The following is a 15485-nucleotide window of genomic DNA, read 5'->3' on the forward strand; positions in this document are numbered from 1 at the left end:
GAAAAGCGAATTTTGTCGAAAATAAATACACCGTAAATTATATTTTCTGATAAAGTCAGGTCTTATACTTTTATGTGAAAAAACAACTAATTTTTTATTTTTAGCAAGTTTTGCTGAAAAGATAAAGCGATAAGGTTTTAAAAAAGGTTATGCATTTAAAATATCTCAGTTTATGTTTATTTAGTTTGGGCTTGACGGCGTGCGCGCAACACAGTGTGCGTCCGCAATTGGCATCTGCGAATTTAGAGCAAAAAGCTATCCAAAGCGTTAACGCGATGTATGAATATCCAAGTTATGATTATCGCGGAAACTTTAAAATTACGGTTGATCCATCACAAATAAAGCAAAATTCAAAAGCTGAAAATACACCTAAGCTTGATGCTGAATTACAAAAGAAAGTCGATCAGTACCTACGTGAGCAAAAGGTTGGCTTAAGTAAAGCACAGAAACAAACCCTCTATGCGGCTATTGCAAATGAACAAGGCGATTTGGGACTGACCTCATCAGCACGTTCTGACAAAGTAAATGCCGTATTAATTAATTTATTAAATGATCTTCAATTTAGCTATGACGGTTCAATTCATTATCGTCAAAAAATGGGTTCATTTAACCTAACTGCCAGATATGAAAAGCCAACGCTATTGGTTCAGGCAAAATTGCCAATGGTGCTTGATTTAGAAAATTATAAGTTTTATGTAAATTACTTCGGTTTAATGCCGTATTTAGTCAATAAAGAAAATCAAAACAATTTAACTTACATTGATTTTTCAAAGTACAAAGACTTCTTTAGAAATGTCGATATGAAGAAGTTTGTTGAATATCTTAAAGCTTCTAGTGCAGTGTCATATCGTTTGGCTGACCCGCAAAACTTACAACGTGTATCTCTGACAGATACTGATCGTAAGGCTGGGGCTGTTGATAAAATTCGTTTGAAAACTACGATTGAAGAGTTGCTTTTAGAAGTTGAGCTGTATGGTCAGGTCAATGATAAATACCTTCAAAAAAGTGTTTTAGGCTTCGATAATGAAAAGATGGCAGAAAAGGTAGCAACTGAGCTTGCTGCTTCTGAAGCAAAAAAAGGAGCGGCTAGTAAGGAAGAACAAAAAGTTTCTTCCGATGATGCTGCTGCTGTAAGTCAGGAATTATATAGTTTAATCAACGCACATTTTGATGGTGCTCTTTCATCCGATGATGAAGGTGAAGATAATTTAAGTGCGGCGGCGCAAGCTCCTGAAGCTGCAGATGCATCGGCTTCTGAAGACGAAGATGCCAGTGAAGAAGCTGCTGCAGATGGTGTACAAGATGCACAAGCTGAAGATGTTGTAACCCTCACTGAAGATCAATGTATTGAATTAAAAACACTGAAGAAACCTGTTGCTTTAGGTGATATTAATTATTGCCAAGTTTATGGCATTGATGTGCTAGACCAGAGCGCTGCAAGTGCTGAAAAAGTTCAAACTAAGTCTCGCCGAGACGCTTTAAAACAAACGTTTGAAGCTTATAACCAAAACCAGTTTATCAATGATGAAGCTTTCAAAGCTTTATGGTTAAAACATAAAGCTGAGATTGAGCAAGCTTTACCGAAGCAAAGAAATCCAATCACGATTGATGTGGCTTTAGATGACAAAGGCCGTGCAGTGAACATGGCTTATGATGTTGCTTATACGCCAGCCGAGTTTAAACATAGCTTCAATATTAAAGCTGATATGCAAATTTTAAACTATGGTAAAGCGACCTCAATTGATCAACAGCAACTTAAACAAGCCAAATCTGTAGCTGAAGCAAGTAAAGGTTCTATGCTAGAAAACTTTATTAAAGGCTTTGGTGACAAACTCGGTCAAGGTGATGTGTTAGAGCATCCTGTGGGCACGCATAGTGACGTACAAGATCTAGATGCAAATCTGGCTGTACTTGCAGATAAAACCTATGACGCAACGCATGCCTATGACAAAACTTATAAAGCAGTATTTATTGCCAAATTGACTGCTGAAAAACCGTCATATATTAAGTATTACTCTGTTCAACAGCTACAAGAAATTGCTGAGGTTTATGCTTACTGGTTCTCAGAAGAAGATACCTATAATCCTCAAGGAAAAGCCTTAGAACGCATTACAGCTTTACAGAAAAAGCATCATCTTGAGCAAGATGAGCAGTTTGACCATGAGTTAGGTCGTGCTGTAGATCATATTGTAATAGAGACCATGCAAGGTAAAGCAGGGCGTGAAGCTTGGCAGAAACTACAGAAGCAATATAAACAGCCTGCCCAACTTTTCTCAAAACAGTATCAGTTAGAGTTTGAAAAACAAAACGGTGTTTCTGCTGAAGAAAAACATTTGTTATCAGAAACGGCTGATATTTTAGGGAACGTTTATGTGGCAGCTCGTAAACAACAGCTTACGGAAAAAACAATTCAGAAGTTAAAACCTGAACATAATGAATTTATTGATTATGAAATTTTCCGAGATGTTTATAAGCAAATGGTCGCTGCTAAAAAATAGTCAATGAGATAAAAAAAGAACCTACTTTAAGTAGGTTCTTTTTTTGTTTATAAGAAATCTCTTAAGTCTGGTCTTACACCATTCCAGATATAAAAAGCTTCAATCGCTTGGCCTACTAACATGCCAAAACCTTCTGCATAAGGCACATTACGTTGTTTAGCTTGATCTAGGAAACTAGATGGCTTGCCATAAGCCATCTCATAAGCATGTTTGAATTTTAATTTTTCAGGAAGTTGTAGAGCATCGCCTGAAAGGCTTGCAGAAGTCGCATTAACTACAATATCAAAATTCCCTTCTAAGTCATTTAGAGAAATAGCTTGTAGTTGAGCTTGCGGAACTGCTGTTTTTAAGTCATCTACAAGTTGCTCTGCACGAGCCAGAGTTCGATTTGCAATCACAATCTTTTTAGCACCAGCCTGTACCAGTGGATAAATAACACCACGAGTTGCACCACCAGCCCCTAAAATTAAAATAGTTGTATTCTCAAGATTCCAATCTAATGCTTGAATTGCGGCAACTAAGCCTTGACCATCAGTATTGTCACCATGCAATTTGCCATTTTCCATCCATAACGTATTTACAGCTTTAGCAATTTGGGCACGCTCAGTTAACACATCACATAAAGCAAAAGCTTGCTCTTTAAACGGAACGGTAACGTTCATACCACTTCCGCCTTCTGCAAAGAAGCCACGCATACTTGATTCAAAGCCATCGAGAGGGGCCAGTCGTTTTTGATAGTCGAGATCAACACCTGTTTTTTTAGCGAAAGCATGATGCAATTCAGGAGAGCGTGATTGTTCGATCGGGTTGCCAATTACTGCAAACTGTTTGGTCATTCTTGTATCCAAAATTTTAAAATGGCGTAAAGCAGATAAAGCCTATCCTATACTGAATATTCAGCAGGCCTCACTATAAGTCAAATTGGCACAAGAAAAAATATTAGGAGGGTGTCAGAAAAGTTGAAAAATAAAAAAGGAGATTCTTTAGGGTGGAAGCCAAAGAATCCCCAAAACAAAAAAAATTAAGCAACTTTTTCTTTTAGACCTAACCAATCACGCGGTTTTAAATAGTAGTCAGTTAAACGCTTCTCTGGAGAGTCTTCATCCCATTCAGGACGATATGACCATGCAGCTAAGTTAGGCAAGCTCACTAAAATAGACTCAATACGGCCACCTGTTTGTAGACCAAATAAAGTACCACGGTCATAAACCAAGTTATATTCAACATATCTGCCGCGGCGATAAAGTTGAAATTCTCGTTGAGCTTCGGTATACGGCTGTTCACGATGTTTTTCGAAAATTGGCAAAATGGCATTTAAATAACCGTTGCCTACAGCTTGAATATATTTAAAGCAAGTTTCGAAATCCCAGCAATTTAAGTCATCAAAAAATAAACCACCGACACCGCGCTGTTCGTCGCGATGCTTTAAATAAAAGTAGTCATCACACCATTGCTTGTGTTCGTTGTAAACATTGTCGCCAAAAGGTTTACATAGGTCATAAGCAGCTTGATGCCAATTTAGAACATCTTGATCATCTGGATAAAATGGCGTTAAGTCAAAACCACCACCAAACCACCAAATTGGATCTTGTCCTTCACGTTCTGCAACGAATAAACGGACATTTGCGTGAGAGGTTGGAATATTTGGGTTTTTAGGGTGAATAACTAAAGAAACACCGAGTGCTTGAGCTTTAGCACCTGCAATTTGAGGGTGACGTTCAGTAGCAGATGCAGGAAGTTTGCTAATGTTGATGTGAGAAAACATCACGCCGCCTTTTTCGATCACTGTACCATTTTGCAGCACACGTGAACGACCGCCGCCGCCTTCTGGGCGTTCCCAATCATCAATAATAAATTCTGCCGTACCACCGCCAGCTTTTTCTTGTTGTTCTAAACCAGCGCAAATACGGGCTTGTAAATCGAGGAGAAATTCGCGGACACGTTGAATATCTGTGGAAGTCTGATGTTGCATAATGACCCTCAAAGATGATTGATATAAATTAAATACATCAAAACATAAAACCATAAAAAAAGTAAGGGATTTTTTCTAAATCTTGAAAAAATCCCTTAAACATTGTTTTTAAACTTTACACCTGAAATCAAAAATCATCTTTTTGATAAAGGTGATCCATTCTTTCGCGTTTGGTTTTTAAATATTGTTCATTAAAAGGATTACGACCTACGGTTAACGGTACACGGTCTACAACGTTAATACCTTGATCTTTGAGTGCCTGAATTTTCAAAGGATTGTTGGTAATTAACTTCACTTCTTTTACTTTTAAGTGGTCGAGCATAATGCTACACATATCGTAACGACGTGCATCGGCAGGTAAATTCAATAGCAAATTGGCATCTACTGTATCGTGTCCCTGATCTTGTAGGGCATAAGCACGAATTTTATTGGTTAAACCAATTCCACGACCTTCTTGGCGTAAATATAAAATTACGCCTTGTCCTGCTTCATTGATGAGTTTTTGAGTCGCTTGCAATTGTGGACCACAATCACATTTCAATGACGCAAAAGCATCACCTGTTAAACATTCAGAATGTACACGGACTAAAACAGGGCCTGTTGGCGGATTTTCTAACCCTTTAGAAAGTGCCACATGTTCTTCACCTGTTGCTGGATCTTGAAACACAGAAATATTGAATTCACCAAAAGCGGTCGGGAGTTTTGATGTTGCAATGAACTCTATAGGCACAGATTAACTCATCTTTTAACCGAAAACGGTTTAAAGTATAGCGTAATGCTGGGAGATTGGTCGAATTGTCATAATCATTTTGCACACTAAGGTTTTCTTTTTTGTATAAAGAAGACGATAATAGTTGATAAATAGTCAGATTATTCAGGATAATCTGCCAACCATACCCATAATGTATGAGAGACTGCTTTGCATGATCTCGTTCGCAAATGTGGCTGATTGAAGGTGACTTCATTCGATTGTATGATCGACCCATTTTGACCCAGCTTAGGATTTGCCAGGCTTATAAAGGCTTTGCCACATATGTTGTATACCGAAATTCCAACTCAACGCCCTGTTACGCCATTGTTAGATGCAATTGATCATCCTCAACAATTACGTCAGCTCGAGCATAGCCAACTGGTTCAAGTGGCTGATGAGTTGCGTCAATATATTTTATATGCAGCAGGCCAGAGTGGTGGCCATTTCGGTGCTAACCTCGGCGTGGTTGAGCTGACGGTTGCGCTGCATTATTGCTTTAATACACCAAATGACCGTTTAGTTTGGGATGTGGGACATCAAGCATACCCACATAAAATCCTGACTGGACGTCGTGAACAAATTACCACTATCCGTTCAAAAAATGGTTTAGCAGCTTTCCCTGCCAGAGAAGAATCAGTTTTTGATACCTTTGGGGTAGGGCACTCATCAACAGCTATTTCTGCTGGCTTGGGCATGTCACTTGCACGCCGTTATCAAAATGACCCATGTGAAGTGGTGTGTATTGTGGGTGATGGGGCAATGACTGCGGGCATGGCTTTTGAAGCGATGAATGATGCTGTTGCACATGATGCTGACTTGATTGTTGTACTCAATGACAATGACATGTCAATTTCTTGCAGTACGGGTGGCTTCGCTAAGCATTTAGCTGCAATTTGGGAAAAGGGTCATTTAGTTAATGTAGATGAACATGGTGAGGCTTACATTCAGCCACACCCAAAATGGACTTATAACTCTCGCTTACACCAATCAGCAACCGATGCAGCAGATAATTTATTTAAAGCAATTGGTTTTGACTATTTCGGTCCATTTGATGGGCATGATGTTACTCAATTAGCTCAAGTTTTTAACGCGCTCAAAAAACGTAAAGGACCGCGTTTAGTACACGTTTATACTAAGAAAGGAAAAGGATTTGCTCCTGCTGAAGCAGACCCGATTACTTACCATGCGATTGGTAAAATAAATGCTACCTCAGGTGGCAAAACTCCACCAAAGTATTCCGATGTATTTGGTGAATGGTTGTGTGATGAAGCTGCTCAAGATGAACGTCTGCTTGCGATCACACCTGCGATGTGTGAAGGCTCAGGCATGGTTAAATTTGCCAAGCAATTTCCACAGCGTTTCTTTGATGTAGCCATTGCAGAGCAGCATGCTGTAACACTTGCGGCTGGTATGGCTTGCGAAGGGCTCAAACCTGTTGTTGCAATTTATTCAACATTCTTGCAGCGCGGTTACGATCAGCTTATTCATGATGTTGCTTTACAAAACCTTGATGTAACTTTCGGAATCGACCGTGCAGGTTTAGTGGGTGAAGACGGCCCAACTCATGCTGGTGCTTATGACTATGCTTATATGCGTACTGTCCCGAATATGGTGATCATGGCGCCAAAAGACGAAAATGAATGTCGTCAAATGCTTCATACTGCTTATGTCTACAATGGCCCAGCCGCAGTACGTTATCCACGTGGTGCTGGTGTTGGTGTCGAAATTCAAAAAGAAATGACGATTCTTGAATTAGGTAAAGCTGAAATCGTTGCAGAAATTAATGCAAACAATGATGAGCAAATTACAATTCTAGCGTTTGGTAGCCGTGTCATGGTTGCTATAGAAGCTGGTGAGCAACTTGCACAAAAACATGATGTCGGTGTGCGTGTGGTAAACATGCGCTTTGTAAAACCGCTTGATGAACAAATCATTCGAGACTTGGCTGAGCATACTCATTTATTCGTAACAGTTGAAGAACATGCGATTATGGGGGGTGCAGGCAGTGCAGTGAATGAGTTTATGGCACAAGAACAAATTGTTAAACCTATCATTAACTTAGGTTTGCCAGACTCTTTCTTACATCAGGCTTCACATAATCAAATGCTGCAAGATTGTGGTCTAGATACGAAAGGTATTTTGAACTCAATTGAGAGAGCTTGGCTTAAGCAAAATCAGGTCGTTTAAGCCTTTCACAAAAAATTTGAAACATTTTTTCCCATAAAGCGCATTCATTTGCTAAAATGTATGCGCTTTTATGCATTATTCTTTGTCAAAATCTTCAAATTTGTATTGTAGTGGGTGTTCAATGGAACCTATGGTGGTTATGGCTGCGCGTGCGGCTCAAACAGTTGGTCAAGAGCTTTTAAAAGCGCATCAAAATCGTCATAAACTCGATTTGCAAGTTGAAGAGAAAGGCATTGATGGCCCAGTAACACGTGTAGATCGTTATTTGGAACAATTAACGATTGATACATTACGTAAAAGTTATAAAAACCATAGCTTCTTAGGTGAAGAGTTTGGTATGCAAGAAGGCAAAGGCCACGATGCAGACTGGTGCTGGGTCATTGACCCGCTTGATGGCACGCAAAACTTTATTAATGGTTTCCCTCATTTCTGTATTTCTATTGCAGTTCAACATAAAGGCGTTACTCAGCACGGCGTAATTTACGACCCAGTGCGTGACGAATTGTTCTCTGCAAGTCGCGGTCGCGGTGCGGTTATGAACCAACGCCGTATTCGTGTAAATGTAAAAGATAGCTTAGAAAATACATTCTTGGCAGTAGGCCATCCTTACCGTGCCAAACGTGATGGTGAGATCGTATCTTATGCAGAACAACATTTCGCATCATTATTAGCAGTGACTCAAGCGGGTGCTCAAATCCGTCGTGGTGGTTCAGCTGCTCTTGACTTGGCTTATGTTGCTGCTGGTCGTTTCGATGGTTTCTTTGAACTTGGTTTAAAACCATGGGACATCGCTGCTGGCGAGCTTATTATTAAAGAAGCGGGCGGTGTAGTCGTTGATGCTCGTGGTGGCAATGATTCACTTGAAAATGGTCAAGTGATCGCATGTTCACTTAAAATGTTAAAGCCATTAATGCAAACCGTTGTTCCTGCTTGGGACAAAGCTGCAAAATAATTTAGAAATAGTTTCTCTGTTAAGACCCTCTTTTTATAGAGGGTTTTAACTTTTTAATGATCGGTAAAATACAAATAATAATAGAAATAACGAGAAAGTTGATTAAAACACATGACTTTTAAATTCTTTCTGCTATAATCCGCCCACGCACTTAAATTTCCGTTCATTACCTGAACATTCTGTTCTATTCATTGTAAGCGCACGCTGTCCATAGAGAGGACCATTTCTTGCGCCCCGATCGCTCAGCGATTCTTCAGGTTCGGCCGTAATCAAGCGTGCGTTTAATCCACATCGTCGTTACTCGGATTGCCGCTGAATAATATAAGGTTCAGCTAATTTTGCTTTGCCGCTTTGTGCCGATGTCTATTTTGTACTTATTAAAAATGGAGCACCCATTAGGGTGAAACTCTCTATGAGCAAAACTTTTGCCGAATTTTCTTTGCATGAAACCTTACAACAAGCGCTTGAAGGTTTAGGTTTTACTACCCCGACTCCTGTGCAAGAACAATCTATTCCTGCAGCTTTAGAAGGTAAAGACCTTTTAGTTTCTAGCCAGACTGGTTCTGGTAAAACTGCAGCTTTCTTATTGCCGACATTAAATAACTTGGCTGGTCAAGAAACTTTCGTTCCGTTCAAAGAACGCATGAAAGCTGTAACTCAACCAAATATTTTGGTTATTTCTCCTACTCGTGAATTAGCACAACAAGTAAGCCAAGATGCAATTGCATTTGTACGTCACATGAAAGGTGTTCGTATTGCTGCAATTATGGGTGGTATGCCATTTGCTAAACAAATTCAACAGTTAAAAGGCGCGCAAGTTGTTGTTGCAACACCGGGTCGTTTACTTGACTTGGTAAACCGTCGTCAAATTAAATTAGACCAAGTAGATGCTTTAATTGTTGATGAAGCGGACCGTATGCTTGACCTAGGCTTCTCTGAAGACTTAGAAGCAATTAGCGAATTAGCGGCTAACCGTAAACAAACATTAATGTTCTCTGCAACATTTGCTGATCGTATTATTCGTCTTGCAGCATGCATGATGAAAGATCCAATGCGTATCGCAATTGAAACTGGTCATTCAACCAATACAGATATTACGCAAACATTGCATTGGACTGATGGCTTTGAGCATAAGAAAAAATTACTTACTCATTGGTTAAGTGATGAAAACTTAGATCAAGCTGTGGTTTTTGCAAGCACTCAAGAAGACACTGATATGTTGGCTGAAGAACTTGCAGAAGCAGGTCATTCAGTTGTTGCACTTCACGGTGCGATGCCACAAACAGTTCGTAACCGTCGTTTACGTAGTATCCGTGAAGGTCGTGCGAAGATCTTAGTTGCAACTGACGTTGCTGCTCGTGGTCTTGACGTACCGACTATTTCTCACGTAATTAACTTTGGTCTTCCGATGAAGCACGAAGACTACGTACACCGTATTGGTCGTACAGGTCGTGCTGGTCGTACAGGTCAAGCGATTACTTTAGCGACTTATCGTGAACGCGGTAAGATTCGTGCACTTGAAGAATACTTAGAAGCTCGTTTAAGCGTTTCTGAAATTGAAGGCTTAGAGCCATCTCCACCTCCTGCTCGTTCAGGTCGTGATGGTGGTGGTCGTGGTCGTGGCGGCAATGGCGGTGGCCGTGATGGTCGTCGTGGTGGTGGTTTTGGCGGTGGTCGTCGTTTTGAAGGCGAAAGCAACTTCAAACGTCGTGAAGGTGGTCGTGATGACCGTCCACGTCGTAGCTTTGATGACAAGCCACGTGGTGATCGTCCATTCGGTGGCGAAGATCGTCCGCGTCGTGAGTTCAATTCAGATCGCCCACGTCGTGAAGGTGGTTTTGAAGACCGTCCACGTCGCGAGTTCAACTCTGATCGCCCACGTCGTGAAGGTGGTTTCAATGATAAACCGCGTTTTGACTCGAATGATGATAACCGTGGTAACCGTGTAGACTATAAACCACGTCGTGAAAGCGGTTTTGGTGATCGTCCAAAACGTAGCTTCGGTGGTGAAGATCGTCCACGTCGTAGTTTTGATGACAAGCCACGTGGTGAGCGTCCGTCATTTGGTGGCGAAGATCGTCCACGTCGTGAGTTCAACTCAGATCGTCCACGTCGCGAAGGTGGTTTTAATGATAAGCCACGTCGTAGCTTTGATGACAAACCACGTGGTGAACGTCCATCGTTTGGTGGTGAAGATCGTCCAAAACGTAGCTTCGGTGGTGAAGATCGCCCACGTCGTAGTTTTGATGATAAACCACCGCGTCGTAAATTCGACCGTTAATCTTTAAAAAGATTTAAAAAAAGGCCAGTTAACAAACTGGCCTTTTTTATTTTTCAGTTTTGCTATAAAATAATAAAGTGTGAAGTGGTTCAAATTTAATTGTAATAATGCGTAAAAGTAATCGAAAAAGGGCGTCTTTGACATGGTTGAGTAAATTATTACTTCAACATGGTTTGCCATATCTTTTTATTGTACTCGCTTTGTGCAATGGGATTTACTTTGCCTATGCTTTGCTAACAGGCCATTTTGTAGATCAGCTCCAAGTGCTCAATCAGTAAATTCCCTTCAAAAACTAACTTATATTTATACATTTACTTGTCTTTGCTTTTGTCAAAATTACAACAAGATTCCCAAAATTCAGTGTTATAGTATGCGGGCATAAAAGTGCAGGAATGATTGCCATTATGAATAATAAAACTCCTCTCTCGACTCAGTCACTCATTGAAGTGAAAAATTTGAGTTTTAATCGAGGGGAACGCGTCATTTATGACAATATTAGTTTAAATATACGTCGCGGTCAGATTACGGCCATTATGGGACCATCTGGTACAGGTAAAACGACTTTATTGCGTTTGATTGGTGGACAACTTGTTCCTGATCAGGGTGAAGTTTTGCTTGATGGTAAAGATATTGCTCAAATGTCGCGTCAGGAATTGTTCGCCGCTCGTGCGCGTATGGGAATGCTCTTCCAAAGTGGCGCTTTATTTACCGATATGTCGGTTTATGAAAATGTCGCTTTTCCAATCCGTGCACATACCAAGCTTTCTGAAAATTTGATTGCTGAACTGGTTGCTTTAAAGCTTGAGTCTGTTGGCCTGCGAGGAACAGAACAGCTCATGCCTACAGAGTTATCAGGCGGTATGAATCGACGAGTTGCTTTGGCTCGTGCAATCGCGCTTGATCCAGATTTAATCATGTATGACGAACCATTTGCTGGGCAAGACCCGATTGTAAAAGGTGTTTTAACTCGTCTAATTCGTTCGTTACGTGAAGCTTTGGATTTAACCACCATTATTGTTTCGCATGATGTTTCCGAAACCTTATCTATTGCCGATTACATTTATGTCGTAGCGGAAGGAAAGATTCAAGGGGAAGGAACGCCGGAAGAATTGCAAAAATATGCTTCTCCTTTTGTAAAACAGTTCTTAACCGGTTCGGCAGAAGGTCCGGTTGAGTACCAGTTTAGCCATCAAGCTTATTTAGATAACGAGGTTCGTCCATGAATACGATTGCCTGGTTAGGTAGACTCGTTATTGAGCGGATTCGAGGGATTGGTGTTGCGGCACTGATGCTCTTACAGATTATTTTTTCATTACCTTCATCGGGTGGTTTTGGGCGTTTCGTCTATCAAATGCATCGTGTAGGGGTAATGTCTTTACTTATTATTACGGTATCAGGTTTATTTATTGGTCTGGTACTCGGACTGCAAGGCTACTCAATATTGGTCAATGTGGGTAGTGAATCAATGCTAGGCACTATGGTGTCTTTAACTTTGCTACGTGAGCTTGCACCAGTTGTTGCTGCTTTACTATTCGCTGGGCGAGCAGGTTCTGCATTAACTGCTGAAATTGGTTCAATGAAACAAAGTGAGCAGCTTGCCAGTATGGAAATGATTGGTGTTGATCCTTTAAAGCAAATCGTATCACCACGTCTTTGGGCTGGCATAGTCAGTTTGCCAATGTTAACCGTTATCTTTGCTGCGATTGGTATTGTTGGCGGCAAAATGGTTGGCGTTGATTTTCTTGGCGTTGATGAAGGCTCCTTCTGGAGTGGTATGCAAAATAATGTGCAATTTGGCCATGATGTTGTAAATGGCATCATTAAGAGCATTGTATTTGCTTTACTTTGTACATGGATTGCAGTTTTCCAAGGGTATGCGTGTGATCCAACACCTGAAGGCATTGCGACAGCGATGACCCGTACGGTTGTATATTCTTCATTATGTGTTTTAGGTTTTGATTTCGTGTTGACTGCGGTCATGTTCGGAGGGATTTAATGAAATCACGTACTAGTGAGCTGGCCGTAGGTATTTTTGTCATTATCTTCGGTATTGCTTTGTTTTTTTTAGCGATGAAAGTAAGTGGTTTAGTTGGTACAAACTTGAGCGATGGCTACACGATGAAAGCTCAGTTTGACAACGTTAACGGACTTAAGCCTCGTGCTAAAGTAACGATGAGCGGTGTAACAATTGGTCGTGTTGATTCAATTACGCTTGATCCAGTTACACGTTTAGCTACAGTAACTTTTGACCTTGATGGAAAACTGACAAGTTTTAATGCTGAACAGTTAAAAGAAGTTCAAAAAAATGCTTTAGACGAATTACGTTATAGTTCTGATTATACCCAAGCGACTCCAGCGCAACAAAAAACAATGGAACAGCAACTGATCAGTAACATGTCATCCATCACCAGTATTGATGAAGATGCTTATATAATGGTTGCAACCAATGGTTTGTTGGGTGAGAAATATTTAAAAATCGTACCAGGTGGTGGTCTTAACTACCTTAAACGTGGTGCTACGATTTCTAATACCCAAGGAACGATGGATTTAGAAGATTTAATTAGTAAATTTATTACTGGTGGTGGCGCAGGTAAAGTTGCCGCTGGTTCATCATCCTCAGCAGAAGAAAAAGCTCCTGCAAGTACTGACAGCAGCGCACAGCCGTCATTTGTTGAGTAAGAGATTATTTGAAGGAGTGGTTCCAGGTGAATAAGTTGTTTAAACAAACCCTGACAGCAAGTGTTTTGTCTACTATGATCGCAGGTACAGCTTTTGCTGCACCTTCAGAAGCACCACCTGATTTTATTAAGCGTGTTGCTGATGGTTTGATTGCTCGTTTAAAAACAGATCATGCTAAGTTGCAAAACAACCCTGCTTTAGTTAAAACAATCATACGTCAGAACTTAGATCCGTATGTTGACTCACAAGCGTTCACACGTATTGTGATGGGTACTTATGCGACTAATCAGTATAGTACAGCTGCACAACGTGCTCAGTTTGAGACAAACTTCCGTAATACATTAATTGAGAATTACGGTAGTGCATTTGCTAAGTATACAAACCAAACTTATACCATGCGTCCTTATAAAGAGACAGCAGGTAAAAACCCTGTTGTGACTTTAGACTTCAACCATAATGGCGACAAAATTCCTGTGTCGTTCCAGTTGGCTGACAAAGGTTCGCAGTGGAAAATCCGTAACATCAATGTTTCTGGTATTGATTTAGGTTTACAGTTCCGCAACCAGTTTGCTGCAACTGTGAAACGTAATGGTGGCGATTTAAATAAAGCAATTGCTACGTTTAAACCAGATGCAGATGCTGCTGTTAATCAGAACAAACAAAAATAAGTAGGTGAAGAGTGGTTCAGTATCTTAACCAAGAGTTAATTGTTTCAGGCAAAATCGATTTTGAGAATGCTGAACAACAATACCAAGCTGGATTGGCAATTATTAAAAAGCAGACAAGCTTTCCTCTAATTGTTGATTTAAAACAGCTTGAGCATGGTAATACGTTAGCATTGGCTGTGTTAGTTCAATGGTTACGTCAGACTCCACAGAAGTCTGGATTACATTTTAAAAATGTTCCAGAGAAGATGCTGAAAATCATTCAAGCTTGCCATTTGCAAGAAGATCTACATTTGGTCTGATGATGCAAAAATAAAAAAAGCACCTAAATTTAGGTGCTTTTTTTATATAAAGAATGGGTGGATAAGAACAGACTTTAAATCCATTTTTTCCAGCGGAAGTAAATGATAGGGCCAATAAAAAAGCCGACAATAATTAATAGCACTGCGATAAAACTACTTTTACCATGAGCAAAAGGCAATACTTCAGTGTTCATACCATAGATACTCGCGATCAGCATTGGCGGCGCTAACATACTTGGTAAAATCGAGAATCGACGAATCGTATCGTTTTGTTCTGTGTTAATGAACCCAGAAGTTGTATCAAGCAAGAATCGTACTTTTTGGAATAAGAACGCATCATGTTCTACAAGTGAGCGGACATCTTCACTGAGCTCTCGGATATCTGCATCGTAGATGTGACTACCTAAGGCGCGTGGACGAGATAAAAACGTTAAGACCCGACGTAAATCAATTAAACAAAGTTGTGCTTTTCCAAGCATGTCTTCTTGTTGCGCCAAGCGGGTAATCATGTCATCAAGGTCTAAAATTTTCTCACGTTGATGGTTGTTAAGAACCTCAGTGGAGTATTTTTCTAGATCCTTGTGGATATCTTCTAAGATATCCGCAAGCTCATCTAGCTTTGCTTCAAGCAGTCCTAATAAAATCCAAGTTGGATCTTTATAATCCATTTCATAGTCGTTACGGCGAGCTCGGGCACGAAATGCACGAAACGCGACGAGCTTTTCACCGCGTAACGTAAATAAGCGATCTTTGTGTAAAATGAATGCTACGGTTTGTACCATGGCAAGCATATGTGATGACTCTTCAGCATCTCCATCGACCTGATAATTTTTATTTTTCGTTAAAAAATAGGTGCTGATATGCAAAATACCGTCATCATCGCGGTAGAATCGAGCAGAAGAAGAAATGTCTTCTAGGGACTTTAGTGTAGGTAAGTTCTGATCGTAGGCATCTAAGACCCATTGTTGTTCTTCTTGAGAGGGTGCAATTAGATCAAGCCATACTAATTCGGGATGTAGATCAAATCCACCGTTGATGGTGGCATCTTCCAGACTTCCGCGTTCTGTGGCATAAAAGGCTTCAAGCATGTGTCTTTTTTCCTCACGCAGTCTGATGGAAATTGATGGGTGTATTTTAGACAAGGATTTGCCGAAAAACACTTGCCAATACACTATTTTGCAAAAAAAAACTCTGTCGA

The 15485-nt window shown here is 40.4% G+C and carries 13 protein-coding genes; 9 read left to right on the forward strand and 4 right to left on the reverse strand.

The annotated features are described in order from the left end of the window. Positions 1–149: 149 nt before the first annotated feature. On the forward strand, positions 150–2498 hold the full coding sequence (locus F985_RS22055; protein WP_004705330.1) for a hypothetical protein: 2349 nt from the start codon (positions 150–152) through the stop codon (positions 2496–2498). 47 nt (positions 2499–2545) lie between these two features. Here F985_RS22055 and aroE read toward each other — a convergent pair whose 3' ends face one another. From aroE to ribA, 3 genes are all read right to left on the reverse strand, one after another. Beyond that, on the reverse strand, positions 2546–3334 hold the full coding sequence (gene aroE / locus F985_RS22060; RefSeq protein WP_004705332.1) for a shikimate dehydrogenase: 789 nt from the start codon (positions 3332–3334) through the stop codon (positions 2546–2548). 185 nt (positions 3335–3519) lie between these two features. Continuing rightward, positions 3520–4470, reverse strand: a complete 951-nt coding sequence (gene hemF, locus F985_RS22065; protein WP_004705334.1) for an oxygen-dependent coproporphyrinogen oxidase — start codon at positions 4468–4470, stop codon at positions 3520–3522. A gap of 127 nt (positions 4471–4597) precedes the next feature. Then, positions 4598–5200, reverse strand: coding sequence for a GTP cyclohydrolase II (gene ribA, locus F985_RS22070; protein WP_001121170.1), 603 nt, complete (start codon positions 5198–5200; stop codon positions 4598–4600). Positions 5201–5503: 303 nt separating this feature from the next. Between ribA and dxs the strand changes: the two genes are divergently transcribed. From dxs to F985_RS22110, 8 genes are all read left to right on the forward strand, one after another. Continuing rightward, complete coding sequence (gene dxs / locus F985_RS22075; RefSeq protein ID WP_004705336.1) at positions 5504–7408, forward strand: 1-deoxy-D-xylulose-5-phosphate synthase; 1905 nt, start codon at positions 5504–5506, stop codon at positions 7406–7408. A 121-nt stretch (positions 7409–7529) separates the two neighbouring features. After that, entirely contained in the window at positions 7530–8360 is an 831-nt protein-coding gene (locus F985_RS22080; RefSeq protein WP_004705337.1) for an inositol monophosphatase family protein, read from the forward strand. Positions 8361–8772: 412 nt separating this feature from the next. Next, positions 8773–10641 (forward strand): DEAD/DEAH box helicase, encoded by a 1869-nt coding sequence (locus F985_RS22085; protein ID WP_004705338.1) that lies wholly within the window; start codon positions 8773–8775, stop codon positions 10639–10641. Between the two features lie 404 nt (positions 10642–11045). Continuing rightward, positions 11046–11864, forward strand: a complete 819-nt coding sequence (locus tag F985_RS22090) for an ABC transporter ATP-binding protein (protein ID WP_004705339.1) — start codon at positions 11046–11048, stop codon at positions 11862–11864. Further along, positions 11861–12637 (forward strand): lipid asymmetry maintenance ABC transporter permease subunit MlaE, encoded by a 777-nt coding sequence (mlaE, locus tag F985_RS22095; protein ID WP_004705340.1) that lies wholly within the window; start codon positions 11861–11863, stop codon positions 12635–12637. Before F985_RS22090 ends, mlaE begins: the two co-directional genes overlap by 4 nt. After that, positions 12637–13320, forward strand: a complete 684-nt coding sequence (mlaD, locus tag F985_RS22100; protein WP_004705341.1) for an outer membrane lipid asymmetry maintenance protein MlaD — start codon at positions 12637–12639, stop codon at positions 13318–13320. Before mlaE ends, mlaD begins: the two co-directional genes overlap by 1 nt. Positions 13321–13346: 26 nt before the next feature. Further along, positions 13347–13988: an MlaC/ttg2D family ABC transporter substrate-binding protein gene (locus tag F985_RS22105; RefSeq protein WP_004705342.1), complete on the forward strand. Its 642-nt coding sequence runs from the start codon at positions 13347–13349 to the stop codon at positions 13986–13988. Between the two features lie 11 nt (positions 13989–13999). Next, complete coding sequence (locus F985_RS22110) at positions 14000–14287, forward strand: STAS domain-containing protein (protein ID WP_004705343.1); 288 nt, start codon at positions 14000–14002, stop codon at positions 14285–14287. Between the two features lie 74 nt (positions 14288–14361). On the opposite strand, the gene F985_RS22115 is transcribed toward F985_RS22110, so the two are convergent. Then, positions 14362–15375 carry a magnesium and cobalt transport protein CorA gene (locus F985_RS22115; RefSeq protein ID WP_004705344.1) on the reverse strand — a complete coding sequence of 338 codons (1014 nt, stop codon included), beginning with the start codon at positions 15373–15375 and terminating at the stop codon, positions 14362–14364. Positions 15376–15485: the final 110 nt, after the last annotated feature.

Source organism: Acinetobacter seifertii, from assembly GCF_000368065.1.
Lineage (GTDB): Bacteria > Pseudomonadota > Gammaproteobacteria > Pseudomonadales > Moraxellaceae > Acinetobacter > Acinetobacter seifertii.